The sequence below is a fragment of the Phycisphaerales bacterium genome (assembly GCA_016699835.1).
Lineage (GTDB): Bacteria > Planctomycetota > Phycisphaerae > Phycisphaerales > UBA1924.
The window spans coordinates 1,789,379-1,815,424 of record CP064987.1 but is presented as its reverse complement, the minus strand read 5'-3'; the positions used below and the strand labels follow the sequence as shown (position 1 = coordinate 1,815,424).

The following is a 26,046-nucleotide window of genomic DNA, read 5'->3' as shown; positions in this document are numbered from 1 at the left end:
GGATGGTGGTGTGATTACTCGCGGTCTTTGAGGAGGGCCTCGATTCGTTCGAGGCGGGCCTTGAGGTCGGCGTTTTCCTTTACGAGTGAGTCGACCTTGGCGTCCTGCTTGGCCTTGAGTTCCTTGACGGCCTCGACGGCAAGCGCGGTGATGCGGGAGTAGTCGACGGCGCTTGGTTCGCCGTTCTCGAAGGCGACGACCTCGGGGAGGACCTCGGCGACGCGCTGGGCGATGAATCCGATGTCGTGCTGGCCGCCGTGCTCGGGCTTCCAGTCGAAGGTGACGCCCTGGAGTCGTTCGAGTCGTTCGAGGGCGCTGGCGATGGGGGTGATGTTGGTTTTGAACTTTTCGGAGGAGTAGGTGAGCCAGGCGTTGGCGCGGGCGCGGCCGTCGGCGGAGGCCAGGTTGGGGAGTTCGAGTCGGTTTGCGGGGTTGTTGACGCCGATGCCGAGATAGCCGTTGGACTCGAGGAAGAGGCGGTCGGCGCCGTGCCAGACTCGCCAATCATCCTCGGTACCGTTGTAGTAAGTCCACATCTGGATGGCGTTGTTGGTGGCGTAGCCATAGAACGGCCAGGATCCGGCGTCGGAGGTGTTGAGGTACATTCCGCCGTAGCCGTTGGCAGCTGCGGCGCCATTGACCTGGAAGTGGGTGTTGCCGTTGAGGAGATCGGCGCCGTTGCCGCCGACGGCGAGTCGGTTGGTGGTGATGAGGTCGCCGGAGGCATCGAGGGAGATGGGGTTTGCGGTGATGCCGGTGAAGGGGACGTGAGCGGCGTTGAAGGCGTTGGCGGAGGAGATGGCGAAGGGCGAGGCGGTGAGTTTCTGTCGTCCGGCGAGGGGCGTGAAGGCGCCGCCGCCGGATTGTCGGGCGCGGATTTCGAGCCAGAGTTCGCGGTCGAAGAGTTCGGTGGCGAGGCCGTCGAGTTGTATGGAGAAAAGGCCGTTGGCGACGGGGACGTTGGAAACGGTGGGCGTTCCCGAGACGAGGTCGTCGTCGAGCGTGCTTGTGGGGTGCGTCCAGAGGTTGTACTGGATGTCGAAGTTGCCGTTGGCGGGGGTGCCGTTGAAATCGAGACGTCCCTGGTAGGTCATGACCTCGGGCCGAGGCTGGTCGACGCGCGAGCCGTTGAAGGAGATCTGCCAGCCACCGGCGAGTGCTCCCACGTCGGCGGCGGCGTCGTCCATGATGTAGAGGGCCCAGGTGCCGTTGCCGGCGGAGCCGTTGAGGGCGTTGAGGGTGCCGGTGTAAGGTCCTGCGGGGGCCGGTGCGGTGAATGGGTCGGTTTGGCTGCCGCCGACGGGCCGGAAGACGTATCCGGGGACACCTGTTGGATCTGGGGTGGGGAAGAAGGTCGGCGCATCGAACGTGAAGATGACGTCCTGGGCGGTAAGCGGGACGTTGTTTCCTTGGTCCGAGGCCAAGAGAATGGCTTGCCCTCCTGGCGCGACAATGAGGATGTCGAGGTCGCCGACGTAGGTGTGGGTGAGGCCGAGGAGTCGGACCTCGATGTAGTCGATGTTGGGGACGCCGGCGACGTTGATGATGCTGGGGTAGACGCTGGCGGGGCCGTTGGTTGTGCCCGGGGCGCCGGCGGGGATGGTGATTGCGGTGTTGTTGGTGAAGGTCTGGGCGCTGGCGGCCGAGGCGAGCGCGAGTGTGGCGGCGATGGCGATGAGTGATCGTGCGACGCAACGAGTGGACGTGTACATCATGGCGTGTTCCCCGCAGAGATGAGTGGATCAGATTCGAGAACCAGCATCCCATAATCGGGCGGGCGCGTCAAGACGGGTTGTTGCGAACGGACACGAAACACAACCCCAACGCGAGTGTGTTTCGTGAGTGAAGGTGTGATGTGGAATGAAAAAAACGACGCTCGGCACGTTTCCGTGCGGAGCGCCGGCTTACCCCCTCCCCTCCGGACTCAACGAGTTGAGAGGAGCCGCGAATGGGCTTCTCGAGCGAGGGCGGGTTCGATGGGATGGCAAGGCCGCGCCGCGATGGGCGCGATCCGGTGTGCTTGCGTGTGTTGAGACTCAATGAACGATTGGTGTCGAAGTCGGGGCGAGTGCTTCGCGGTGAGCGGGGCATTCGCGGCTGTTTCTGCGAGCGAGTTGCGTAGGGTCGGGAACACGGCTCTGGAGAGCCGTGCCACCTTGGGGAGTCGGACACCACTCTGGAGTTGTGCCACCTGGTTCAGCACATGGCGAAGAAGGAGATGAGGCAGAGGAGGGCGACGCGACGGTGGGTTTCGGTGACGTTCATCAGGATCTTCATTGTTTCTGTCCGCCTTTCGAGTTTCTGGATATGGCGGGGAGAGAATCAACCGGCATGCCAGCATACCACACTTGGTCGCCTTGTGGGGGCGAGATGGCGTGAAACCGGCGTGAAACGGCCTGGAACGGGGTTTGGGCCGAGTTCTCGGGCTTTCAAGCCGGAATGGGCGAGGGCTAGGTGATGCCTTGGGGCAGCATCTGGCGTCGCGAGGGAGCAACACGAGTGAAGAGTCACAACGCGCGTCGATCGATTCTCGGACTCATGGCTCTGGCGCTTGGGTGCGGCGTGGGGTGTGGTGTGGCCTCTGGACAGGAGGTGGTGCCGGGCGTTGCGCACGAGGATGGCGCCGTGGTCGACGGGGTCGTGGGCGGCGTGCCTTCGCTCGATGTGGGGCTGCGTGCGTTTGAGTTGGTGGAGTCGTGGGTTCGGGCGGGCGCGGTCGCGGAGGGGGTGGAGGTGCCGGCGGCGATTCGGAGCGTGGGTGGGGCGTGCGTGATGATCCGTCTGGATGGATCGATTGTCGGGCGCGGGGCGGAGGTTGAGGAGGTTGGCGGCGAGTGCGGCGTGGTGCGTGCGGCTCGTGCGGCGATCGAGGGGGCGATGCTGAAGTTGCCCGTGGCGAACGACGCGCTGGCGGCGGAGCATCGTCGCGAGTGGTTGCCGATGCTGGCGGTGAGCGTGGAGTTGGCGGGGGATCGCGTGCCGATCTCTCCTGGGACGTATGAGTCGCTGGATGCGGATCTCTCGCCCGGGCTTGATGGCGTTGAGGCGACGCTCGAGGGGAAGGATGGCGAGACGAAGCGGGCGGCGACGTTTCCGAGCGAGATGCTGATCAGCGGGGCGTCTCCATCGTGGGGTTTGCAGGCGGCGATCTCACGGGCTTCGGGGGATGCGACGGCGGCGGTGGGACAGCCGGGCGACATCGCGCATCGGACGGGGATTCGATTCTGGAAGTTCCGGACGATCCATCTGGTGCAGGCGCGTGGCGGGGCTCGCCCTCTGGTGCTGTATCGCGGATCGGAGGTGATCTCGAAGTCGCGGATCGACGGGGCGATGCTGCGCGCGTTTGCCGAGGGGCTTGGCAAGCACATCGAGCGGCGGTGTCAGACCGGTGGGATTGGCGGCGGATCGATCGTTCGGATGGAATGGCCGACGACGCGGATGGCCGAGGATTCGGAGGAGGCCGTGCCTCGGGCGTTGGCGGCGGTGGCGCTGGCGCGGATGAGCCGGGTGTCGTCGTTGTCGGCAGAGTCTCGAGATTCAGCGCGTGAGATGGCTCGGCGGCTGACGACGACGCTCTATGCCGACTTTGGGCATGGAGAGTCGATCAAGGCGATCGATGCCGCGATGCTGACGCTGGCGTATGAGGAGGTGATGCTGTCGGGGGAAGCGGGGGGTGAGTGGAAGGGGAAGCCTGCGGCAGCGGTGGTCACTCGCGTGGGGGCGGCCTTGGCGGGAACGTTCTCGGCGGAGCACGGCTGGGGAGAGGGAGTGCCGGGTTCGGCGCGAGGGCTGGCGGCGTATTCGCTTGTGTTGCGTGGCGTGCGCGAGGGGGCGGGACGGGAGTCTCTCCGGCCGATGGTTTCGTCGGTTCTGCGCGAGAGCCTTGAGGGGAAGAGCCTGGTGGCGCACATGCCCTGGATCGTGTGGGCGGAGATCGCGGCTTCGGGCGATGCGGCGATTGGTTCGGCGGAGGCGCTTCGGAACGAGCGGATGCTGGTGGAATCGCGGCAGGTGCCGGATGTCGTGGCGGGCGCGGATCCGGACTTTGCCGGCGGATTCATGTTCGATGGGGGCGTGGTGGGGACGAGGCCGACGTGGAACTCGATGCGCGGCGTGTCGTTTCTGGCGGCGATGCTTGGTGATCGGCGATTGACGGACGAGGAGGAGCGTCTGCCCGAGTTGTCGCGGCTGCTCTCGGCGTTGCGGTTCGCACGCCAGTTGGCGGCGGACGAGGCGAGCGGGGCGTTGTTCGTGGATGTCGAGCGGGCGCGGTGGGGGATCCGGGCGGCGACGTGGGACCCGAGGCAGTCGATCGAGGCGTCGGCGATGGGGCTGATCGCGGTGTGCGAGTCGGTGCGCGTGCTGGATGAGTGGGCGGCGCCGCCGGACACGCCGACGGATGGTCGCGGTGAAGATGCGACGGGAGCGGAACGCCCCTGATTTTCAGGTGTTTTTGGGGGCGCGTTGGGGGATGGAAAGTTCTGTGGATTTGGGCCACGCGAGGGTGGGAAACCTATGATTGCGGAGCGCCGGAGCGGGCCCATTTCGAGGCTTGATTCCCGGTGTTTCCGTGTGCCAGGCAGAAACGAGCATCCATGAGCGACATCGACCAGACTGGTGGGATTGACGGCGGCGAGGGCGGGGCCGGGGGTGGGGGGGTGAATCACGGGAACGTGATCGACCACGACATCCAGCGTGAGTTGCAGGACAGTTATCTCACGTATGCGATGAGCACGATCATGGACCGGGCGCTGCCCGATGTTCGTGACGGTCTCAAGCCCAGCCAGCGGCGGATCCTGGTGTCGATGAACGACCTGAGCCTTCGGCCGGGTCGGCAGCACCGCAAGTGCGCGAAGATCTGCGGGAACACGTCGGGCGATTACCACCCGCACGGCGAGAGCGTGATCTATCCGACGCTGGTGAACATGGCGCAGGACTGGCGGATGCGCGTGCCGCTGATTGATCCGCAGGGGAACTTCGGGTCGATTGATCCGGATCCACCGGCGGCGATGCGGTACACCGAGGCGCGGCTGACGCACGCGGCGGTGGACATGCTGGGGGATATGGAACTCGACACGGTTGACTTCGTGCCGAACTACGACGACACGCGCGAGGAGCCGACGGTTCTTCCCGGGAAGTTGCCGAATCTTTTGATCAACGGCGGTGTGGGGATCGCGGTGGGGATGGCGACGAGCCTGGCGCCGCACAACCCGACGGAGATCCTGGACGCGATCGTGCGGGTGATCGAGAGGCCCTCGATCACGCTGGCGGAGTTGATGACGGATGAGGTGGTGGACGGGAAGATCGTGCGTCGCGGCGTGATCGGGCCCGATTTCCCGACGGGCGGGACGATCTTCGGTCGGCGGGGGATCGTGGAGGCGTACTCATCGGGGCGCGGCAAGGTGACGGTGCGCGGGAGCGTGCACGTCGAGGATGTGCCGGGGTCCGGGAAGAGCGAGCGCAAGCAGATCGTGATCGATTCGATCCCGTACATGCTGGGGCAGAGGACCCTGGTGGAATCGATCGTGGACGCGGTGAAGGAGGACAAGCTTGCGGACGTGTCAGACGTGCGGAACGAGTCCGGGCGCGAGGCGCAGACGCGGATCGTGATCGAACTGAAGCGCGGCGTGGATCCGGCGGTGGTCGAGAAGCAGTTGTACGAGTACACGCCTCTGCAGCAGACGTTCTCGATTTTGAATATCGCGCTGGTGAAGCGCCGGCCCCAGACGCTGAGTTTGCGAGAGATGATCGACTGCTATGTCGAGCACCGGGTGGACGTGATCCGTCGGCGCACGGCGTTTTTGATGCGCGAGGCGAAGAAGCGGGCGCACCTGCTCGAGGCGATGATCTTTGCCGTCGCGAATATTGATGAGATCGTGAAGTTGATCCGGAGCAGTTCGACGCGCGAGGAAGCGATCCAGAAGTTGATGGCCGGGAAGTATTTCATCCGGCCCGGACAGGCGGACCTCTCGGGGCTGCCGATGCATCGCTGGGGGACATTGGGCGAGGGGAGCGGGAACATCGAGAAGGAGAAGAGTGGGGCGTACACGATCCGGTTGACGCGGGTGCAGGCCGAGGCGATCGGGTCGATGCGGCTGATCCAGTTGGTGGCGCTCGAGATCGATCGGCTGGTGGCTGAGTATGCGGAGAAAGTGCGTGAGATCGAGGACTATGAGTCGATCCTCGCGGATCATGGGCGCGTGCTGTCGATGATCAAGGCGGACTGCGAGGAGATGCGGGCGCGGTTCTCGTCGCCCCGGCTGACGGCGATCGAGGACGGCGGGGCGGACGTGAACATCGCGGAGTTGATCCCGGTGGAGGAGGTCGCGCTGACGATCAGCCACGCGGGGTATGCCAAGCGCGTGCCGATCGGGACGTATCGGCAGCAGGGGCGAGGCGGGAAGGGGATCCGCGCGTCGGACTCGAAGGAGGACGATTTCGTCGAGCACCTGTTCGTGGCGAGCACGCACGACGATCTGCTGTGCTTCACGAACACGGGGCGGGTCTTCAAGATCAAGGTCTTTGAGGTGCCCGAGATGTCGCGGACGAGCAAGGGGCGCGCGATGGTGAACCTCGTGGACCTTCGCGAGGGGGAGAAGACGCGGGCGTACCTGGCGATCAAGAACTTTGAGGAGGGGAGCAACTACCTGACGTTCGTGTCGCGACAGGGGATCGTGAAGCGGACGGCCCTCAAGGAGTATCGCAACGTCAACAAAGCGGGCATCATCGCGGTGGGGCTGAAGGAGGACGATGCGCTGCTTGGCGTGACGCTGACGAGCGGGAACGACGACCTGCTGCTGATCACGGCCGGAGGCATGGCGATCCGGTTCAATGAGCAGGATGCACGGCTCATGGGACGATCGGCGGCGGGGGTGAAGGGGATCGACCTGGGCGACGGCGACGAGGTGATCGGGGTGGTTCGCGTGGAGATGTCACCCGACGCGGATGGAGACTTGATGACGGTGAGGCCGGAGATGGCGCTGCTCACGATCACGGAGCACGGCTATGGCAAGCGCACGGCGATCGACGAGTATCGTGTGCATCCGGAGACGGGCAAGCCTCGGAGCCAGTCGCGGGGCGGGAAGGGCCGCCTGGACATCGACACGAGCGAGCGTAATGGACGGAGCGTGGCGTCGCTCGGTGTGTTTGAGAATGAGGATGTCGTGGTGATCACCAAGGGCGGGCAGTTGGTGCGTGTGCCGGCGGGGAGCATCCGCGAGTGCGGGCGTGGAACGCAGGGGGTGCGGGTTGCCTCGCTGCACGAAGGGGATAGTGTGGTGTCGGCGGCCCCGGTGGCCGAGCAGGACGAGGACGGCGCGGAACCCACGGAGGCGTAGATGAGCAAGCCCACGACACCGGCAGTTGGGAAGAAGGCGAAGGCCGCGGCTCGCGAGGCGGCGGGGCCTGTGAAGTTCACGCCTGAGGAGATCCAGAAGAACCTGGAGGGCGTGCCCGAGTGGTCGGAGGCGGGCGGGGGGATCCAGCGCACGTACGCGTTCAAGGACTTTGTCGCGTCGATCAAGTTCGTGAACAGCGTGGCGGAGGCGGCGGAAGCGGCCCAGCACCACCCGGACATCCTGATCCGTTGGAACAAGGTGACGCTGACGCTGACGACGCACGACGCGGGGGGGATCTCGGCGAAGGACTTTGAACTGGCACGGCGGGCGGATGAGTTGGCGCGAGTTCTGCCTGAGTAAGCCACCGCTCTGTAGATCGGTGCCATCATGAGACCCGCCTCGGAGAGGCGGGCCACATGGGGAGGCATCAGTTTGTATCTTGCGGCAGGACGACGACGTCGTCGGGGCTGATGGTGAGTGTGGCTTTGTGGCCTGTATCGAGGTTGGCGTTGGCGAGGGGGTGGAGGGTGGCGAGTCGGAGGTGGGTGCCGTCGGCGAGTGCGGCGGTGTGCTGGGCGGTTTCTCCGAGGAAAGTGGTGTCCTCGATGGTGGCTTTGAGGCTGTTGGTGGTTGAGGGCGTGTGGGCGTCGCGCGAGAGTTGGATGGTTTCGGGGCGGATGGAGAGGGTGACCTTTGTGCCTGGTGATTGCGCGTGCTCGGTGTGTGTGGAGAGGAGTTCGCCGGCGGGAGTGGTGAGGCGGACGAGTCTTGGGCTGGTGGCGTTTGCGGGCTTGATCTCGGCGATGGTGGCGGCGAAGAGATTGGTCTCGCCCAGGAACTCGGCGACGAAGCGCGAGGCGGGCTTTCGGTACATGTCGGTGGGAGAGCCGATCTGGACGATGGAGCCGCTGCGCATGACGGCGATGCGGTCGGCCATGCTGAGGGCTTCTTTCTGGTCGTGGGTGACGTAGACGGTGGTGATGCCTGAGGCCTTGCAGATTTTTCGGATCTCGGCGCGGAGGTCGTTTCGGAGTTTGGCGTCGAGGTTGGAGAGGGGCTCGTCGAGGAGGAGGACGCTGGGGCGGATGACGAGGGCGCGGGCGAGGGCGACGCGTTGTTGTTGGCCACCGGAGAGTTGGTTGGGCTTGCGTGTGGCGTAGGGGTCCATCTGGACGGCCTTGAGGGCCTCGGCGACGCGTTGTTTTTTCTCGTCGGATGGGGTTTTGCGGATGTTGAGACCGAAGGCGACGTTGGCTTCGACGGTCATGTGTGGCCAGAGGGCGTAGGACTGGAAGACCATGCCGGTGTTTCGGAGGTTTGGGGCGAGGTGGGTGACGTCGCGTGTGCCTTTGGCGTCTTCGAAGGTGATGGTGCCGGAGGTTGGGTCGATGAAGCCTGCGATCATTCGGAGGAGTGTGGTTTTGCCGCAGCCGCTGGGGCCGAGGAGGAAGAAGAGTTCGCCGGGGTTGATGGTGAGGGAGGCGTGGTCGACGGCGGTGGTTGTGCCGCCGGATGGGGCGGGGAAGGACTTGGTGAGGGAGTGGATGCGGATGGTTGTGGACATGACAGGCGAAATGTACGCGCGTGGGGGTGGGATTGGGTTGTGTGAGGGGATGATGAAGAGGAAGAAGGAGAAGAGAGGTGGGATGCCCTCTTTTGTGAGGCGTGAAGTAGGAGTAGGAGAAGGAGAGGCAGGCGGGCCGCCTGCCCCACGAGACTGGGTAGGATGAGGACATGGAGCGAGGCGGCGCGAAGTGTGGGCGTGTGACGCCGGGATTGATGCCCGGGTTGGCGGCGGTGGAACGGGTGCGCGGGTATCGGGTTCGAGCGGAGAAGGATGTTGGTGTTGGTCGTGAGGTCGAGCGATTGGTGGGGAGTGTGAAGCGCGTGTCGCGGGCGGTGGGGGGCGTGGAGCGGGCGTGGGAGGAGAATGTGCCTCGGGCGATCTGTGAGCGGGCTCGGCCTGAGGGGCTGCGCGCGGGGGTGCTGACGATTCGGGCGGAGGATTCGTCGACGCGGAGCGCGGTGAGTGTGTGGCTGAGGAGCGGCGGGGAGACGGTGCTCAAGCGGGCGTGCGGGGCGACGGTGAAGCGGATCAGGGTGGTGTGACGGCTGGCGATGGCGCTCGTGCGTGATGTGCTAAGTTCAATGAGAAAGGCACGGGTATTTGGCCCGTGCCTTGGCGTGGTTGTGTTGAGCTTTGAATCAGAGTTTGAATCTGGTGACGAGCCGGTTGAGTGATTCGGCCTTCATGGAGAGGTCCTGGGCGGCGTGGGAGGCTTCGGATGCGCCCTGGGAGGTCTGGGCGGAGACGGAACTGACGCCCTCGATGTTGCGGCTGATTTCCTCGGCGGCGGAGCCTTGCTGTTCGGCGGCGGCGGCGATGGACTGGACGAGCGAGGCGAGGTGCCTGGTGTTGTCCACGATCGCGGAGAGGCTCTGGCCGGCTTTCTCGGATTGGGAGACGCCGTCTTTGACGCGCCGGGTTCCGACTTCCATGTGGGAGACGGCCTTGGCGGTCTGATCGCGGATGGTGCGGATGGATTCGGCGATCTCATCGGTGGCTTTGGTGGTGCGGTCGGCGAGTTTGCGGACCTCGTCGGCGACGACGGCGAAGCCCCGGCCGTGCTCGCCGGCGCGGGCGGCCTCGATGGCGGCGTTGAGGGCGAGGAGGTTGGTCTGGTCGGCGATCTCGTTGATGGTCTGGACGATGTTGCCGATCTGCTCGCCGCGTTTGCCGAGATCGAGGACGATATCGGCGGAGGAGGCGACGGCCTGGTTGATGTCGTGCATGCCGGCGATGGATTGGGAGACGATCTCGCCGCCGGCCTCGGCGGTCTTGCCGGCGTTGTGGGCGCTCTGGAGGAGGTCGGAGGCCTGGCGAGCGACCTCGACGACGGAGGAGGACATCTCGCCTGTGGCGGCGGCGATCTGGGAGACCTGATTTCGCTGCTCGTTGATGCCTGCGGACATTTCCTCGCTGGAGGCGGCGATCTGGGTGGAGGCGGCGGCGACGCTGTTGGCGGAGGTGGCGACTTCCTTGATGACGTCGCGGATGTTGGTGACGAAGGTGTTGAACCAGGTACCGAGTTCACCGAACTCGTCCTTTCGGGAGTCGTCGACGCGCTGGGTGAGGTCGCCTTCGCCCTGGGCGATGTCCTTGAGGCGTGCGATCATGGCGTGGATGGGTCGTGTGAGTTGGCGTGCGAAGATCCAGGCGCCGACGGCGACGATGGCGCCTGCGGCGAGGAGGACGAGGATGGCCTGATTGCGTGCCTGGCTCAGGTCGGACAAGACTTCGGCCTTGTCGATGCTGACGAGGAGGGACCACTTGAGGCCTGGGTAGCCGAGGGCGCCTTCGCTCTGGGCGTAGCCGGTGAGTTGCGGGGTTTTGAGGCGGTGGTGTGTGGTTTCGAGGAATCCGTCGTTGCCCGCGATGGCGTTCTTGGCCGCCTCGTTGGATTGGGTGATGAGATTCTCACGGAGGATGACGTTGGTGAGGTCGCGGTTGACGGATCCTGCGTGGGCGGGATCGCAATCGGCAAGGATGCGGCCCTGGTAGTCGATGAGTGTGATCTCGGCGCTGTTGTGGCCTTCCTTGCTGAGCGCGTCGTATTCGGAGGCGAGGAGTTCCTCGACGAGAGCCCAGCGGGCGACGTTGTGCCAGACGGCGACGGTGGTGCCGGTGGAGTCGGTGACGGGGGCGGTGAAGCCGAGGACGAGGCCGTCTTCGCCACAGGCCTGCTTGACGAGGTCGTCGACGTGGAGGTCAGTCACGACGGTGCCGGTGAGTTGGTTGGAGGCGAGGAATCGGTTGCTGGTGGCGTCCTGGAACCAGGACTCGTGCTTGAAGGACTTGTTGTAGAAGATGTCGGTGTTGAGGGGCTTGCCCGAGGCGTCTTTGGAGTTGACGGCGATGACCTTGCCGTCGGTGTCGACGAGGATTGTGGCGGCGTAGACGCCGTATGCGGCGACATAGCGGTCCATGGACTGGACGATGGGGTTGGTGTCGCCGGGCTGGTACCAGTGGTCCTGGTCGAGGACGACGGCGTTGTATCCGAAGGCCTGGACGTCGCCGTAGCGTTCGAAGAGGTTTCGCTCGATCTTGTCGAGGATGTTGTGGGCGGCGGTCTGGAGGCTGTGGCCCTGGTCCTCGACGAGTCTGGAGGATTGTTGGTTCCAGAGGATGCCCGAGAGGGTGATGACGGGGAGAAGCCCGGCGGCGAGCATGACGACGAGGAGTTTGGTCTTGACCTTCATGGGTGAGCGTGTCCAATCTTGGAGACGGGGAACGGCTGGCCTCTTCGGCTGTGGAACGAGGCGCGGAGGGAATCGGACACGCTGGCGGATTGGTTTAGGAGATGTCCCGCCCCGGGTGGGTGGACGGGACGTTTGTGTGGATCACGGGCGGGGGCGGCGAGGAAGTTGTGGTTATGGCGATGAGATTGGGGCGAACCGGAGGGGGTGTGCGGCCGATAAGTGTGGTATGACGGGGCTGCCGAACACGGATCTGTCGCCTGAGTTGCTCGAGCACATGAAGGCCATCAAGGCCAAGGCGATCGAGTACGGGCTGGACTTCTATGAGGTCGTCTTCGAGGTTCTGGACTTCGAGACGATGAACCAGATCGCGGCGTATGGGGGTTTTCCGGTGCGGTATCCGCACTGGCGGTGGGGGATGGAGTATGAGCGGCTGAGCAAGCGCGACGCGTATGGGCTTGGGCGCATCTATGAGATGGTGATCAACAACGACCCGTGCTACGCGTATCTGCAGGAGAGCAACAGCGTCACGGATCAGAAACTGGTGATGGCGCACGTGTACGGGCACGCGGACTTCTTCAAGAACAATCTGTGGTTCAGCAAGACGGACCGGAAAATGATGGACCAGATGGCGAACCACGCGACGCGGGTTCGTCGGCACATCGAGCGGCAGGGTCAGGAGCGGGTGGAGCGGTTCATTGATTCGTGCTTGTCTCTGGAGCACCTGATCGATCCGCACTCGATGTTTGTGGCGAGGGAGGGTGGCGATGGCGCGAATGAGGAGTTCTCGCCCCAGCGTCTGCCGGCGAAGGACTACATGGACCGGTACATCAATCCGCGGGAGGAGATGGCGCGGCAGCGTGAGGAGCACGAGGAGGCGCGGCGGAGCGAGCGGGGGCGATTCCCGAGGCGGGCGACGCGGGATGTGCTGCTGTTTCTGCTGCGGCACGCGCCTCTCGAGGAGTGGCAGCAGGATGTGCTGTCGATCGTGCGCGATGAGGCGTACTACTACGCGCCGCAGGGGATGACGAAGGTGATGAACGAGGGGTGGGCGACGTATTGGCACAGCAAGTTGATGACGCGGCACTTTCTCGAATCGAAGGAGATCGTGCACTATGCGGATCAGCACTCGGGCGTGGTGCACATGCCGCCGGGCGGGTTCAATCCGTACAAGATCGGGCTGGAGATCTTCAAGGACATCGAGCGAAGGTGGGACAAGGGTCAGCACGGCCCACGGTGGGAGAGCCTGGAGAGCATGGGGGCGCGGGAGAAGCACGACGACCGGAGCATGATGGGGCGGGAGAAGATCTTTGAGGTGCGCCGGATCTACAACGACGTCTCGTTCATTGATGAGTTTCTGACGGAGGAGTTTGTCGAGCGGCACAAGATGTACCAGCACCGGATGGACCCGAACACGGGCGAGGTGAAGGTGGTGTCGCGGGATTTCAAGCGCGTGAAGATGACGCTGTTGCACCACCTGACGAACATGGGGCAGCCGATGGTGTATGTGGTGGACGCGAACTATCTGAACCGCGGGGAGTTGTACCTGGCGAACAAGTTCAGCGGGCTGGAGGTGGAGGGGCAGAAGGCGAGCGAGGTGCTGCGGCACCTGCGGCGACTCTGGGGGCGGCCGGTGCATCTGCAGGCGCGGATCAACGAGGAGATGTGCCTGTTGTCGCTGGAGTCGGAGGATGACAAAGTGAAACGCGAGCGGATCGGGGATGAGACCCCGCCGCCGGCGTCGATGGTGGAGTGAGTGTGCGGAAGTCGGGTGAAGGCGCGTGGTGGGGCCGGGATTCGGGCGGTTCCTCCCCACCCCACATCCATTACGTCCGATAAAACAACACGTTGTTGACAAAGATCGAACTGTACAGGATATTGTACATACAGTTTGTTGTACATCGTGACGATTGGAGTTGTATGACTCGGACGAGCGACATCACGAACTTCACGGAGTTGCGGCAGAATCTTCGGGATCACCTGAACCATGTGAAGGAGACGGGCCGGCTTTTGTATGTGACGAGCGATGGGGTGGCGGAGGCGGTGGTGCTGAGCGCGAAGGCCTTTGACGAGTTGGCCGATCGTGCCGACCTTGGTGAGACTCTGGCGATGATCGGTCTGAGCGAGGCCGAGTTCAGGGCGGGTAAGGGAGTTGAGGCGCGTGGGGCGTTGCTCGAACTTGCGAAGAAGCATGGCCTGAACATCACGTCATGACGTATCGCGTCGCAATCTCGCCCGAAGTGCTTGGTGCGATCGATGCGCAGATTGTCTACTTCTTGCACGCGGGTGTTTCCCCCGATCGGATTGGGGCGTGGTTTGAGAGTCTGCTTGGCGTGGTCCATTCGTTGGGCGAGATACCACATCGCTTTCCTGTTGCGGATGCGGTGTCGTTGGCGAAGGGGCATGAGGTGCGGCGCGTCAACCATGGCGACGATGCGATTTTCTATCGCATCGACGATATCGAGCATGCCGTTGAGATTGTCGCCTTTAGGCATGGGCGGCAGCGCCCTCTTTCCTGAGAGGGTGGATGGGGCGGTCGTTCTCCGGGATTTGGTGAGTCAAGGAGTCCGTGCAGGATCGACAATGTGCGTCGTGCCAAAGTTGTTGTTGATCGTGACTGCGGGGTGAAGAGAAAAGGGGCAGGCGAGTGGCCTGCCCCTGGGCGTGAAATGATTGTGGAATCGAGTGCTCGTATCGCTCGCTTACGGAGTTTCGCAGCCCCTAGCGGGAGCGTTCGGATCAGTACATGATGTGGAGATCGAAGGTGATGCGATCGCCGAAGATGTCGGCGTTGCGGTTGGTGAGGGGGAGTTCGTAGTCGAGGCCGAGTTGCATGTTGGGGTTGAGTTTGTAGCGGGCGCCGAGTCCGGCCCAGATGACGGTGGATCCGGCGACGTCGGTGGAGCCGAGGTTGGTGTAGTCGAGGCCGCCGACGGAGAGGGGCGTGCGGGCGCCGTCGTCGAGGTAGTGGAGGCCATGGAGTTCGAAGACGGGGGCAAATCCGGGCATGGACTCGGGGCTGACCTCGTAGTCGGCGTGGAAACTCCACTGGAAGATGGTGTTGCCGTCGTCGCTGTCCATGGGGACGCGGAGTGAGGCGGAGCCGATGAGGTGGAGTTCATCGAAGCCCATGGCGGCGGAGATGAAGGGGCTGAACTCACCGACGCCGCCCTGGAGGACTTCCTCATCGCCGGAGTCGACCATGTATCGGAATCCGGCGGTGGCGACGGTGTCGTTCTCGCGATCGACGTAGAAGACGTACTTGAGTCCTGCGGCGAGGTCGTTCCAACCCTTGTCGTTGGGGAGGGCGTCGGCCTTGAGGTCGCTGTAGCCGTCCTTGGTGGCGATGAAGCCGAGGCGTTCGTTGATGGCGAGTCGGAGTTGGAGTGCGTAAACGCTGAGTTCGCCGCCGGCGAGTTGGCTGTCATCGGCGAAGGAGTGGTGGAGGTAGATGAATCGGGCGCCGGTGTAGTTGAAGGGGGATTCGAAGTAGATGGGATTGCCGATGGGCTCGTAGAAGTGGCTGAAGCCGCGGAGGCCGGTGATGAAGCCTTCGGAGTTTGGGTCGTCCTCGCCGAACCAGGATTGATCGCCGAGGGCGAAATGGGCCTTGGTGGGGGTTGTGGCGACTTCCTGGGCGAAGGCGGTGGGGACAAGGGCGAGTGCCGCGATGGCGGCGAGAAGGGTTGAACGACTCATCGAGTTCTCCTTGAAAAGAGATATGACGATCATTTTATCCCTTATCAAGTTGACTTGACGAGTTGGTTTGGTACAACAATATTATAAATCGCTATTTTGTAGATAGTTGCGCGTTTATTGGGATCGGACGACGGCATCGAAACCAACGTTGAGGGCGTGGAACTTGGGGTGCTCGCGTTCCTTGAAGAGGCCCAATGTCGGGTTTGCGGCGAGGAAGTGGTATTCGCGGCGGAGGAGGGGGATGGCGGCGGCGGGGTCTCGTGGCAGGCCGTCGCCGACGGCGTAGAGGTAGGAGGTCTCGTTTTTGGCCGGGTCGAGGTGGTCTGTGGGGCACGTCCACAGTCTGGGGTTGGTGGAGATGTCGTTGATGGGCGTGCCGACTGGGGCGAAGGGGAGTTGGCGTTGCTGATCGGCGAGGGCGACCGTGGCGAGGGCGATGGAGCGGAGGTTGGCGGCACAGGCGGTGCGTTTGGTGACGCGCCAGGCGCCGGAGAGGGCCGGGGCGGAGATGCCGGTGAGGAGGGCCATGGTGGCGACGGCGACGAGGAGTTCGAGGAGGGTGAGTGCTTTGCGGTGATGTGGGCGTGGGGACAGCATGGCGTGCCTCCTTGGCGCGTGGGGTGAAACGGGGTGGTGGTGGTTGGGACAAGGCTCGCGTGCACGCGGGCGATGCGGGAGTGCCAAGGACTCCGTCGTGGCGTGTGGCCGATCCGGCGTGTGGATCGGTCAAGGATGCATGCGTGACGGCGCGGGGGCGCGCGTCAGCGTGTGAGATCACACATTGCGGTTGTTACACGGGTTTGAAGAGGTCGCGGAGCCAGGCGACGTCGTTGGTGGACATCGGTGTGTCGTTTGCGGCAGCGACGTTGCAGGCGGCTTGTCGTGCGTTGCGGAAGCCGGGGATGACGGAGCAGACGTGATCGTGAGCGAGGAGCCAACGCTGTGCGATGGAGGCGAGGGCGCGGACGCGGTCCTCGGCGGTGAGTTTGTCCTTATTGAAGTGGGCGAGGGCCTTGGCGAGTTTCTCGCGGACGGCCCAGAGAGTGTTGGGGTTGAAGTCCTTTCGATTGGCGCGATAGTCGCCTTCGTCGAACTTGGGGGGATTGGCGGGATCGAACTTGTCGAGGAGGATTCCCTGGTCGAGGGGGCCGAAGGCGACGAAGGCGCAGACGTGGGTCTTCATGAGGGATTGGAGACGTGAGCCCGGGCGGAGGAAGTCGTCGTAGCGGAGGTTGGCCTTGTTCTGGAGGATGTGGGGCCTGAGGACGGGGACGACGCGCTCGAAGTCTTCGTCGGTGTAGGCGGATTGGCCTATGGCGACGACCTTGCCTTCCTTGACGAGGGCGTGCATGGTGTCTGCCGCTTCGTGGAGGTAATCGTGGGTCTGGTTGTTGTAGTCGGGGCCTGTGAACGTGCCATGGTGGAAGTAGTAGAGATCGACGTGGTCGGTCTGGAGGTTTTTGAGTGACTGCTCGCACTGGTGGCGGATGTGCTGTGGTTCGTAGGCGTAGGGGGCGGTGCCTTTGAAGTGGCCGACTTTGGTGGCGAGGATCTGGGTGTCGCGTTTGATGCCGAGTTTGTGGAGGGACTGGGCGAGGAGTCTTTCGGCCTTGCCGTTGCCATAGATGTCGGCGTTGTCCCAGTGGTTGACGCCGGCGTCGATGCCGGTCTTGATGCCCTGGAGGATGTCGTCTTCCTTGACGTCGGCCCAGCCGATGGGCTGGCCGTTGGAGACTGACCAGTTGGGTCCGCCCATGGTCCAACAGCCGAAGCCGATCTCGGAGAGTTTGAGAGAGGTGCGGGGGATGGGGCGGTATCGCATGGGCTTCTCGTGGGGTGTTCAGGCGACGGTTCGGCCGAGTTTGATGCCGAGGGCGACGGCGGCGATACCGAGGACGATGTTGAGCATGATGTTGAGCGCGGCGAGGGCGAGATGGTGTTGTTTGTAGAGGGTGAAGGTCTCGAGGCCGAAGGCGGAGAAGGTGGTGAACCCGCCGAGGAGCCCGGTGACGAGGAGGAGTCTGACGTGCTCGTGAGGCGAGCGGGCCTCGCCTGTGCCTCCGGTCCAGGCGGAGATGAGGGCGCCGATGAGGAGGCAGCCGAGGACATTCACGAAGAGCGTGGCGAAGGGGAATCGGTCGCCCAGGAGTTTGAGGGAGGCGAGTCCGACGAGGTATCGCGCGATGGCGCCGGTGCCGCCGCCGAGGCCGACGAGGATGGCGGGGAGCACGTGTGACACGGTTTGAGAATAGGATGGCGCGTGGCGAAACGACGCGGACAGGTGGAGATCGATGACGGGCCGACCGAGGCGGATCTGGAGCGGTTCGGGGATGTGACGCGCTCGTGTCCGAGTTGCCAGGCGGAGATCTATGACGATGTGGCGGTGTGCTGGAAGTGCGGCCACGCACTGATGGCGCGGGATCGGCGCGGCGGGCCGAAGGGGTGGCACGTCGCGGTGATCGTGGTGCTGGTGGTGGCGTTTGTGATCCTGGTGCTGGCGAACGTGTGGCGGTGACGCGCGGGCGCGAAAGAACGAAGGAGTGGAGCATGAATCGGACACTGGGCGTTGGCGCGTTGGTGTTGGCGATGGTGGCTGGCGCTTTGACGCCAACGGTTTCGTGGGGAGAGGCGGGTGCGCCGGGTGGTCGTGGTGTTGAGGCCGAGGTGGCGGCTGGCGGGCCTGATCTGGAGTTGCTTGCGCGGTATTTACGGATTCGGACGCCGGGCGCGGCGACGGTGGGGGCGGATGGATCGCTGTATGTGCGCGATTGGCCGAATGGCGTGTTCCAGGTGTATCGCGTCGCGGGGGAAAAGGGTCGATCGACGGCAGGGCCGGGATCGAAACTGATCGCACTGACGGACTTTGCGGACGGGGCGAGCAGTTACTCGCTGTCGCCCGACGGGAAGGTGATGCTGGCGTCGGCGGCGGTGGGCGGGAACGAGAACACGCAGGTGTACGTGGTGGATCGCGACGGGCGCGTGCCCAGTGTCAAGGCGATTCTGGAGCAGGACAAGGTCGTCTTCACGCCGATGCACTGGCTGAAGGACTCGAGCGGGTTTTTGTACTCGGCGAACGACGAGAGCGCGAACGACTTCTATTTGTATCGCTACGACTTTGTGGATGGCGACGCAACGAAGGCGGGGACGAGGACGAAGTTGCTCGGCAAGCCGGGGTACTGGGTGGCGGCGGACATGAGCGACGATGGTTCGCGGGTGCTGGTGATGCAGTATTTCTCGTCGTCGCACAGCGTGGTGCAGGAGTTGGATGTCGCGAGCGGGGTGTTGCGGGACCTGTCGATCCTGCCTGACAAAGTGGGCGAGAAGACGCCGACGGCGGCGCAGGAGCCGATCGGGTACATGCCGGGTGAGCGGCAGGTTCTGATGACGTCGGACGCAGAGGAGGGTCTCAAGCAGGTCTTTGTGCGCGATCTTGCCACGGGAACATTGCGGCTGGCGATCCCCGCGCTGGCGGGGCGTCAGGTGGACGAGGCGACGATGAACGACGATCGGTCGCTCCTGGCGGTGGTGGCGAATGTGGATGGGTATGGGGAGTTGTCGGTGTATCGGTTGCCTGGGTTTGAGGTGGTTCGGCTGCCCGAGATGGAGAAGGGCGTTGTCTCTGGCGTGAAGTTCCGCGGGCGCGATTTGTATTGGTCGCTGTCGAACGCGCGCACGCCGGGGACGACGTCGATGGCGACGGTGGGTGAGGATGGCGTGCTTGGTGCCGCGCGCGAGTTGACGCGATCGGACGATCAGGGGATCGACTTCTCAAAGTTTCCGCTGGCGGAGTTGGTGCGGTACTCGAGTTTTGACGGGTTGGAGGTGCCGGCGTTTGTGTTCCTGCCGGCGGGGGCGAAGAAGGGTTCACCGATTCCGTTCGTGGTGAACTATCACGGCGGACCGGAGGGGCAATCGCGGCCCGGGTTCTCGTCGACGATCCAGTATCTGCTGTCGCAAGGGATCGGGGTGATGCAGCCGAACGTGCGCGGGAGCGATGGGTATGGGCGCGCGTTCCTGATGATGGACGATTACAAGGGGCGCTGGGACAGCGTTCGTGATGGCGTGGCGGCGGCGAAGTGGCTGGTGGATCAGGGGTATGCCCAGGCCGGGCGGATCGCGACGTATGGCGGGTCGTATGGCGGGTTCATGAGTGTGGCGTGCGTCGTTGAGGATCAGTTGGCGGTCGATCGGGGGGAGCGGAAGGAGCGGTTGTTCGGCGCGGGGATCGACGTGGTGGGGATCGTGAACCTGAAGACGTTCTTGGAGCAGACGAGCGGGTATCGGCGGAAGTTGCGGGAGGTGGAGTATGGGCCGCTCTCTGATCCGGAGTTTCTGGAGTCGGTGTCGTCGATCCACAAGATCGACAAGATCAACGTGCCGATGATGATCGCGCACGGTCTGAACGATCCGCGGGTGCCTGTGGGCGAGGCGATGCAGTTGGCGGTGGGGCTGCGGCGTCGGGGGCTTGAGCCTGTGGAGTTGTACTTCCCCGATGAGGGGCACGGGTTCGCGAAACTGGACAATCGCGAGTTGTACATGCGCGAGGTGGCGAAGTTCTTGTTCAGGACGATCGTGGACGGGCACGAAGGGCGCGGAAGAAGTCGCTGAGGACTTTGGCGCACTCGTCCTGCATGACGCCCTCGATGATGGCGGCGCGGTGATTGAGGCGCGGGTCGTCGCAGAGGGTGGCGAGGGACCGGACCATGCCGGCCTTGGGGTCGCGCGTGCCGAAGACGAGGCGCGGGATGCGGGCGTTGACGATGAGGCCGGCGCACATGGCGCAGGGCTCGAGGGTGACGACGAGGGTGGTGTCCTCGAGGCGCCAGTCGTGCTGTGCTTTGGCGGCGGCGACGATGGCGAGATGCTCGGCGTGGGCGGAGGGATCATGGTCCATTTCGCGCTGGTTGAAGCCTTCGGCGAGGATGGTGGATGTTGAGGTTTGGTAGAGGATGGCGCCGACGGGGACCTCGCCCTGGGCCGCGGCGTGGCGGGCGAGGGTGAGGGCGCGGGCCATCATGGCGCGATCGGTGTCGGTGGGTGGGAGAGACGGGCGCGGCGAGGGCGGTGGGGTGGAATGTCGCGAGAAGATTCGGGAGAGGAGGGACATGGAGAGGGTGTTTGTGGGGCTTTGAAAATGGAAGATGTAGAAGAGAAGTAGGACACAGGCGAGTCGCCTGTGCCACGAGGGTGGGTAGGAACGGACACGGCTATTCGTCGGCGGCGTCTGATTTTTCGCGGATGTCTTCGGGTTCGGCGGTGAGCATGCGGTCGATGGGTGCGGGTTTGCCCGCGACTTTGTGGGCGGGGAAGAAGCGGAGGAGGGCGATGCCGAGTTCGTAGAGGAGATAGAGGGGGATCCACATGGCGATCATGGAGGTGGGATCGCCGGGCGTGATGAAGGCGGCGACGATGGCGCAGGCGAAGAGGGCGTACTTTCGGTATTTCTTGAGTGCCGCGATGTTGATGAGGCGCGCCCAGCCGAGGAGGAGGATGACGACGGGGAGTTGGAACCCCAGGGCGAAGGCGAGGGAGAGCATGAGGAGGAGTCGGATGTACTCGGCGACACGGTACTGCTGGACGACACCGACCTCGCGTGTGAGGGGGACGGAGTAGATCTCGGGTTTGGCGTCGGAGGTTGTGGAGGCGATGCGGAGGGCGGTGAGGGGGCGGTTGATCCATTGCTGGCCGGGCTGTGGGTCGGGTGGATCGGCGTCGAGGATGGGGATAGAGGGGAGGACGATGCCGGGCGGGAGCGGGGCGGTAGTGGCGTGTCGTGCGCCCATGTCGGAGCCGAAGGTGACGAAGAAGGTCATGGCAAAGGGGAGGATGACCTTGAAGAGGAAGAGGATGCCCAGAGCGGTGAGGGCGGTGGAGAGAGGGATGAGGAAGTAGACGTATCGGCGCTCGTGGTGGTGGAGGCCTGGAGAGACGAAGAGCCAGAGTTGGAAGAGGAGCCAGGGGCTGCCGACGACGACGGCGGCGATGAGGCTGACGTTGAAGTAGGTGAAGAAGAGTTCGAGGGGGCTGGTGGTCTGGAGGGCGCCGGGGAAGTTGTGCTCGCGGAGGGCCTCCTGGGCAGGGGCGAGGAGGAGGGCGAGGAGTTTCTGGCCAAAGACCATCGCGAGGATGAGGATGGGGATGAGGCCGAGGATGGAGACTATGAGACGACGGCGGAGTTCATTGAGGTGCTCGCCGAGGGTCATGGAGTTGGTGCGTGTGGCGGGGGGCATGGGCAGAAGGTGGAGGTCGCGTGGGGCTTGGGATGCCGATAAGGAATGGGTTCTGGGTGCAGGTATGAACGGTTGGTGAGGGCGGATCGTATTCGTGTTTTGGTTGGAACTGGCGCGTTATTTTGCGGGGATGAGGGCGAAGGAATGTTGAGGTGACGGAGGTTGGAGGGCGGGGCATCCTGATGGGGACGGAACAGGCCTGTGAAACGACGAAGTGAGCCGGACATGTCGTCGGAGGGTGAGTCGGCGTCGCTGGGAGGCGATGGGTCGATGGAGATCCATGCTGCCGCGGCGGTGGCGGGGGATGCCCGCGCGTTGGAGGCGGTGTGGGGTCAGCATCGGCGGTGGGTGGCGGCGATTCTGTTGGCGCACAAGCCGCGTTGGGCGGATGTGGACGACCTGTTGCAAGAGGTCGCGATGTCGCTGGTACGGAAGGTGGGGGAGATCCGCGATCCGTCGGCGATCCGGCCGTGGCTTCGGACGGTGGCGGTGAACGCGGCGAGGGCGGCGGCGCGGCCTGGGAAGCATCGGGGTCAGAGCGCGGGGACGGCGAACGACGAGACGGTCCGTCCTGGAGTGACGACGGGGTTGACCGCAGATCAGACGCCGCCGCCGGAGCGCTTGGCGGATGAGCAGGTGGGTCGGCGATTGATGGAGTTGTCGCAGCAGTTGGCGGAGGGGTATCGCGAGCCGTTGCTTTTGAAGGCGGTGCAGGGTCTGTCGTACCGGGAGATCGGGCGGATTCTGGGACTGCCCGAGACGACGGTGGAGACTCGGATTGCGCGGGCACGACGGCAGTTGCGCGAGTTGGCGGCGTCCGAGAAACTGGGTGCGGGAGAGGGGTGAGTGGTGACGGAGTTCGGTTTCAGGCGCATCGGGATGAGCGTGGAGTAGGAGGAAGTAGAGGCAGGCGGGCCGCCTGCCCCACGAGGATGGGTAGGTCGGTCGAAGTGGATGGTGTGGTGGTTGGGGTGGAACGGGAAGCGAAGCGAATCATGAACGAGTCTGTGGACATTCTGATCAGTCGAGTGGTGGATGGGGCGGCGTCGGCCTCGGACTGGGCGGCGCTGGAGGCCGCGGCGGCAGCGGAGCCGACAACGTGGCGCGATGTGGCGATGGCGCAGCGGGACCACGCGCTGTTGAGCGAGCAGGTGGGTCGCGAGATCGCCGCAGCGGATGGGATCGAGTTGCCGTTGGACGCGTTGCACGCGAGTGGCGGTTCGGCCGCGGGCCGGCGCTGGACATCGTGGACGGGGTGGGTCGCGGCGGCCGGGCTGGCGCTGTATGCGGCGAATGGGGTGATGAATCGGACGCCGGGGGTGTCGCCTGGGGGAGGAGTGGTGACCGCGGGCCTTACGCCGACGGAGATGATCCATCGGTTGTCGACGGACACGAGCGTGTCGGCGGACCAGGCGCGGGACTTGTATCTGTCGAAGGGTCAGCACGAGGGGACGGTGCTTGGGGAGATGCCGACGAAGGTGCTGGTGTATGGCACGCCGACGGACGAGGGGTATAGGGTGGTGTTCGTGCGGCAGATCGTGGAGTCGGCTCGGGTGAATGACCTGTACCGGTTTTCTCGGGACGAGGCGGGGCATCGGCTGCCCGTGCCGATCGCGCCTGGGATGCTGGAGGCGGCGGGGTACACGGCTCCGGCTTCGGCGAAGCGGTTGGACACGCTGAAACAGCCGCTCTAGGGACGGGCGAGTGGTGGTTGGATCGGATTCGGAACGAGACAGTTTGAACGCACCATGGCGGGGTCGGGGTGAGGCGTGAAAGACGCTGGGACGAACGCCGAAGGAAGACGAAGGAGTATCTCGATGAGCGCGATGGTGGACACGAGCATAAAGTCGAAGGCGATGGCAGCGATGTTGGCGGTGGGAATCGCTGCGGGAATGGCGATGGCTGCGGGCGAGCCCGCGGGCGGCACGAGCGGCGGGCCGAAGTTGTCGGGCGGGTTCGATCAGCCGCTGCATGGTGCACGGGATGGTGCGCGCGAGTCGTCGCGTGACTCGATGTCGCGCTCGAGCATGATGTTCGTGCAGGACATCAACGGGAAGAAGGTCACGCTGAAGATCGAGGATGGCGTGACGACGGCGACGGTGGATGGGAAGGCCGTGCCCGCGGATCGGATCAAGCGCGAGGGCGATCGGGTTCGGATTCTGGATGAATCCGGGGCGGAGATCGCGTCGTTTTCTGTTGTGGCGGGGTTAGATCGATTGGGAGGCGCGGCGCCCTTTGCGGGCGGGATGTCGGGTGGGGCTCGCGGCGGCGAGGGGAACTGGATGCCGCTGGATCAGTTGGCGATGGTGAAGCCGCCCAAGGCGATGCTGGGGATCACGATGAGTGACCCGGCGGAGGGCGAGGGCGTGGTGGTGGACAGCGTGCTGGAAGGGCTGCCGGCGTCGAAGGCGGGGCTCAAGGTCGGCGACGTGGTGGTGGCAGTGGACGGACAGCGTGTGGCGAGCCAGGGGGAGATGCGGGAGATCCTTCAGGGGAAGGACGCCGGGGATGATGTTTCGCTGAGGGTCCTTCGTGGGGAAGAGTCGAAAGTCCTGACGGTGCGGCTTGAGGCGTACTCGCGCGACAAGTTGTGGACCAAGGAGTTCAATCCGGCGAGGCCGAGGCTCTCGGCGAAGACGGAGGGGAAGGATCGCGCGTGGTTCGATGAGCAACTCAGGGCGCTGGACCGGGCGATGGAGGAGATCAAGAAGAGCCAGAGCCTTGACACGCTAAGGAACAAGTCCGGCGAGACGATCGAGGCGGCGAAGAAGGCTCTTGAAGAGGCGCGACAGAAACTCGTCGAGAGTTTGGAGAAGGGTCCCGACTGGTCGGAGTTTGGCGACGAGATGAGCGAGTCGATGCGTCGCTTGCTCGGGCCGAATGGCGATGTGTTTGTGATGCGTGCTCCGGCGCCGGCGGCGGGCGCGGAGGGGATGGTCGCGGACGACTCGAATCGGCTCGCGGGCTCTTTGGACCGGCTCGCGGATCAGATGGAGCGGCTGGAGAAGCGGATGGCGTCGATCGAGAAGCGGCTTGCCGAGCAGGAGAAGAAGGGCGCGCGGGAGTAGGACACGCTGCTGTGCTGGCGAGACCACGGATGTTCCGAAGGAGCGGGCCGCATGCCACCCCCATACGGCCCGTTCCGCTTTTTGAAAAGGCTCTTTGTAACGGGGAATGGAAAAATGGTGGGCGGAGTGACGGGATTCGGCGGGACCGACCATCAGGATGGTGTCGTCCGCCTCTGGCGGGCGTGTGTGGCGTTGACCCCTGAGCCGGCGCGTGTCCGACTGGCTGACGCCAGAGATGACAAGGAGTACGCGATGAAGAAGGTGATGAGCGGACTCGTGGGCGTGATGGCGATCGGCGTGGGGTCGGCGATGGCGTGCCCGCCGGATGAGACGTGGACGGACGATTCGGGGAACGTGCTGATGCTGGGGGAGGTTGGTGAGCCGCAGGTTCGTGTGTTCCGGCATGGCGGGAGGGCGGAGGGTGACGAGAGAGAAACGAATCCATTTGTTCGCCTGTATGCCGATCGGCTCGGAGAGTTCGTGGAGACATTCGACGGCGAGGTCGCGGATCTTGATGTGCTCGTGGATCGGCTCAAGGGTGTTGAGCCTGAGATGTTCTCCTTGCGTGAGGGAGACAAGGGCGTGTTCATTGGGAAGCCACGGGTGAAGACGCTCAAGAAGCAGATTGTGATCGGTCCCGACGGGAGGCGAATGGAACTGGAGGCTCGGCCGGGACAGACTGGCTGGCCTGGGGTTGGCCGGGTGGAGCGGGCCGAATCGCGCGAGATGGACGCGGCCCGGCAGGAGATCGTGGCGAAGATCACGTCGCTCCACGCGGAGATCGCAAGGCTTGAGAAGAAACTTGACGCGATCTCGAAGAAGGAGCGCGTGATGCGGGCTGGTCCGGATCGTGAAGGTCCGGGAAGGGCCTTGGTGGTGCCGCGTGGTTCGGCTCCGGAGGTGCGGGTGGAGCGTCGCGGGTTCATCATCGGGCCCGATGGCGAGAAGCGCGAGTTGACGCCCCGGGAGATGGATGGATTGCGGCTCGAGGAGCGGCGTGTGAAGCCCGCGCCCGGGCCGACGTCCCCGAAGGCACGGCAACGAGTCGGTGGCGTGGACACCAATGGTGAGCGATTTGAGATCGAGTTGGAGGGGCTCAGCGACGAGATCCCCGAGGAGATCCTGGAGATGATGGGCGTGGAGGGGCACGAGATTGTGCACCGTCCGGGCGATCCCATCTGACGTGGGCCGGTGAGAGACGAAGGACCCCTAGCACCGCCCTGGCGCTTCTGGAGCGCCGGGGTGTGTTTTTGGGGGTGGAATGCGGTCGGCAAGGCTCGATGCGCGGCGGCGGAATGCCGACGTTAGAATCTGTGTGTGCCGCCTGGTTGTGCTCGGAGTCACGGGCGTGGCGGGGGCACCGAACGGCATTGGAGGCCCGGCGTGAGCGATTCCCAGATTCCGTCTGTTCCTGGTGCCGCGACGACGCACGAGGTGCGCGAGGCGTATGCGAGA

22 protein-coding genes are annotated in these 26,046 nt (G+C 64.4%); 13 read left to right on the top strand and 9 right to left on the bottom strand.

The window, feature by feature from the left end; translation table 11 throughout:
- Positions 1–14 precede the first annotated feature (14 nt).
- Positions 15–1,715, bottom strand: a complete 1,701-nt coding sequence (locus tag IPK69_07575) for a tail fiber domain-containing protein (GenBank protein QQS07870.1) — start codon at positions 1,713–1,715, stop codon at positions 15–17.
- Between the two features lie 823 nt (positions 1,716–2,538).
- Between IPK69_07575 and IPK69_07570 the strand changes: the two genes are divergently transcribed.
- From IPK69_07570 to IPK69_07560, 3 genes are all read left to right on the top strand, one after another.
- Positions 2,539–4,440, top strand: coding sequence for a hypothetical protein (locus IPK69_07570; protein QQS07869.1), 1,902 nt, complete (start codon positions 2,539–2,541; stop codon positions 4,438–4,440).
- A gap of 155 nt (positions 4,441–4,595) precedes the next feature.
- Positions 4,596–7,337: a DNA gyrase subunit A gene (gene gyrA, locus IPK69_07565; protein ID QQS07868.1), complete on the top strand. Its 2,742-nt coding sequence runs from the start codon at positions 4,596–4,598 to the stop codon at positions 7,335–7,337.
- Positions 7,338–7,697, top strand: a complete 360-nt coding sequence (locus IPK69_07560; protein ID QQS07867.1) for a 4a-hydroxytetrahydrobiopterin dehydratase — start codon at positions 7,338–7,340, stop codon at positions 7,695–7,697.
- A 67-nt stretch (positions 7,698–7,764) separates the two neighbouring features.
- On the opposite strand, the gene IPK69_07555 is transcribed toward IPK69_07560, so the two are convergent.
- Positions 7,765–8,901: an ABC transporter ATP-binding protein gene (locus IPK69_07555; GenBank protein ID QQS07866.1), complete on the bottom strand. Its 1,137-nt coding sequence runs from the start codon at positions 8,899–8,901 to the stop codon at positions 7,765–7,767.
- A 170-nt stretch (positions 8,902–9,071) separates the two neighbouring features.
- Here IPK69_07555 and IPK69_07550 point away from each other — a divergent pair, with 170 nt between their 5' ends.
- A complete protein-coding gene (locus tag IPK69_07550) occupies positions 9,072–9,446 on the top strand; it encodes a DUF721 domain-containing protein (GenBank protein QQS07865.1) in 375 nt (124 codons plus the stop codon).
- Positions 9,447–9,542: 96 nt separating this feature from the next.
- Here IPK69_07550 and IPK69_07545 read toward each other — a convergent pair whose 3' ends face one another.
- Positions 9,543–11,597 carry a methyl-accepting chemotaxis protein gene (locus tag IPK69_07545; GenBank protein ID QQS07864.1) on the bottom strand — a complete coding sequence of 685 codons (2,055 nt, stop codon included), beginning with the start codon at positions 11,595–11,597 and terminating at the stop codon, positions 9,543–9,545.
- A gap of 226 nt (positions 11,598–11,823) precedes the next feature.
- On the opposite strand from IPK69_07545, the gene IPK69_07540 reads away from it, so the two are divergent.
- The 3 genes from IPK69_07540 (at position 11,824) to IPK69_07530 (ending at position 14,113) form a co-directional block, all read left to right on the top strand.
- Complete coding sequence (locus IPK69_07540; GenBank protein ID QQS07863.1) at positions 11,824–13,350, top strand: SpoVR family protein; 1,527 nt, start codon at positions 11,824–11,826, stop codon at positions 13,348–13,350.
- Positions 13,351–13,514: 164 nt separating this feature from the next.
- Complete coding sequence (locus IPK69_07535; protein ID QQS07862.1) at positions 13,515–13,808, top strand: type II toxin-antitoxin system Phd/YefM family antitoxin; 294 nt, start codon at positions 13,515–13,517, stop codon at positions 13,806–13,808.
- Positions 13,805–14,113: a type II toxin-antitoxin system RelE/ParE family toxin gene (locus IPK69_07530; protein ID QQS07861.1), complete on the top strand. Its 309-nt coding sequence runs from the start codon at positions 13,805–13,807 to the stop codon at positions 14,111–14,113. Before IPK69_07535 ends, IPK69_07530 begins: the two co-directional genes overlap by 4 nt.
- Before the next feature lie 220 nt (positions 14,114–14,333).
- On the opposite strand, the gene IPK69_07525 is transcribed toward IPK69_07530, so the two are convergent.
- The 4 genes from IPK69_07525 to crcB form a co-directional block, all read right to left on the bottom strand.
- Positions 14,334–15,293 carry a hypothetical protein gene (locus IPK69_07525; protein ID QQS07860.1) on the bottom strand — a complete coding sequence of 320 codons (960 nt, stop codon included), beginning with the start codon at positions 15,291–15,293 and terminating at the stop codon, positions 14,334–14,336.
- Between the two features lie 114 nt (positions 15,294–15,407).
- Positions 15,408–15,890 carry a hypothetical protein gene (locus tag IPK69_07520; GenBank protein QQS07859.1) on the bottom strand — a complete coding sequence of 161 codons (483 nt, stop codon included), beginning with the start codon at positions 15,888–15,890 and terminating at the stop codon, positions 15,408–15,410.
- Positions 15,891–16,083: 193 nt separating this feature from the next.
- Positions 16,084–17,115 carry an aldo/keto reductase gene (locus IPK69_07515; GenBank protein ID QQS07858.1) on the bottom strand — a complete coding sequence of 344 codons (1,032 nt, stop codon included), beginning with the start codon at positions 17,113–17,115 and terminating at the stop codon, positions 16,084–16,086.
- An 18-nt stretch (positions 17,116–17,133) separates the two neighbouring features.
- On the bottom strand, positions 17,134–17,523 hold the full coding sequence (gene crcB / locus IPK69_07510) for a fluoride efflux transporter CrcB (GenBank protein QQS07857.1): 390 nt from the start codon (positions 17,521–17,523) through the stop codon (positions 17,134–17,136).
- 30 nt (positions 17,524–17,553) lie between these two features.
- On the opposite strand from crcB, the gene IPK69_07505 reads away from it, so the two are divergent.
- Positions 17,554–17,808 carry a hypothetical protein gene (locus IPK69_07505; protein ID QQS07856.1) on the top strand — a complete coding sequence of 85 codons (255 nt, stop codon included), beginning with the start codon at positions 17,554–17,556 and terminating at the stop codon, positions 17,806–17,808.
- Between the two features lie 32 nt (positions 17,809–17,840).
- A complete protein-coding gene (locus IPK69_07500; protein QQS07855.1) occupies positions 17,841–19,901 on the top strand; it encodes a S9 family peptidase in 2,061 nt (686 codons plus the stop codon).
- On the opposite strand, the gene IPK69_07495 is transcribed toward IPK69_07500, so the two are convergent.
- Both IPK69_07495 and IPK69_07490 read right to left on the bottom strand, forming a co-directional pair.
- Positions 19,855–20,307 carry a nucleoside deaminase gene (locus IPK69_07495; protein QQS10443.1) on the bottom strand — a complete coding sequence of 151 codons (453 nt, stop codon included), beginning with the start codon at positions 20,305–20,307 and terminating at the stop codon, positions 19,855–19,857. The two genes, IPK69_07500 and IPK69_07495, sit on opposite strands and share 47 nt — an antisense overlap.
- A gap of 193 nt (positions 20,308–20,500) precedes the next feature.
- Positions 20,501–21,523 carry a preprotein translocase subunit TatC gene (locus tag IPK69_07490; GenBank protein ID QQS07854.1) on the bottom strand — a complete coding sequence of 341 codons (1,023 nt, stop codon included), beginning with the start codon at positions 21,521–21,523 and terminating at the stop codon, positions 20,501–20,503.
- 201 nt (positions 21,524–21,724) lie between these two features.
- Here IPK69_07490 and IPK69_07485 point away from each other — a divergent pair, with 201 nt between their 5' ends.
- From IPK69_07485 to IPK69_07470, 4 genes are all read left to right on the top strand, one after another.
- Positions 21,725–22,369, top strand: a complete 645-nt coding sequence (locus tag IPK69_07485; protein QQS07853.1) for a sigma-70 family RNA polymerase sigma factor — start codon at positions 21,725–21,727, stop codon at positions 22,367–22,369.
- Between the two features lie 149 nt (positions 22,370–22,518).
- A complete protein-coding gene (locus tag IPK69_07480; GenBank protein ID QQS07852.1) occupies positions 22,519–23,217 on the top strand; it encodes a hypothetical protein in 699 nt (232 codons plus the stop codon).
- Positions 23,218–23,340: 123 nt separating this feature from the next.
- Positions 23,341–24,591, top strand: coding sequence for a PDZ domain-containing protein (locus IPK69_07475; GenBank protein QQS07851.1), 1,251 nt, complete (start codon positions 23,341–23,343; stop codon positions 24,589–24,591).
- Between the two features lie 51 nt (positions 24,592–24,642).
- On the top strand, positions 24,643–25,773 hold the full coding sequence (locus IPK69_07470; protein QQS07850.1) for a hypothetical protein: 1,131 nt from the start codon (positions 24,643–24,645) through the stop codon (positions 25,771–25,773).
- Positions 25,774–26,046 lie beyond the last annotated feature (273 nt).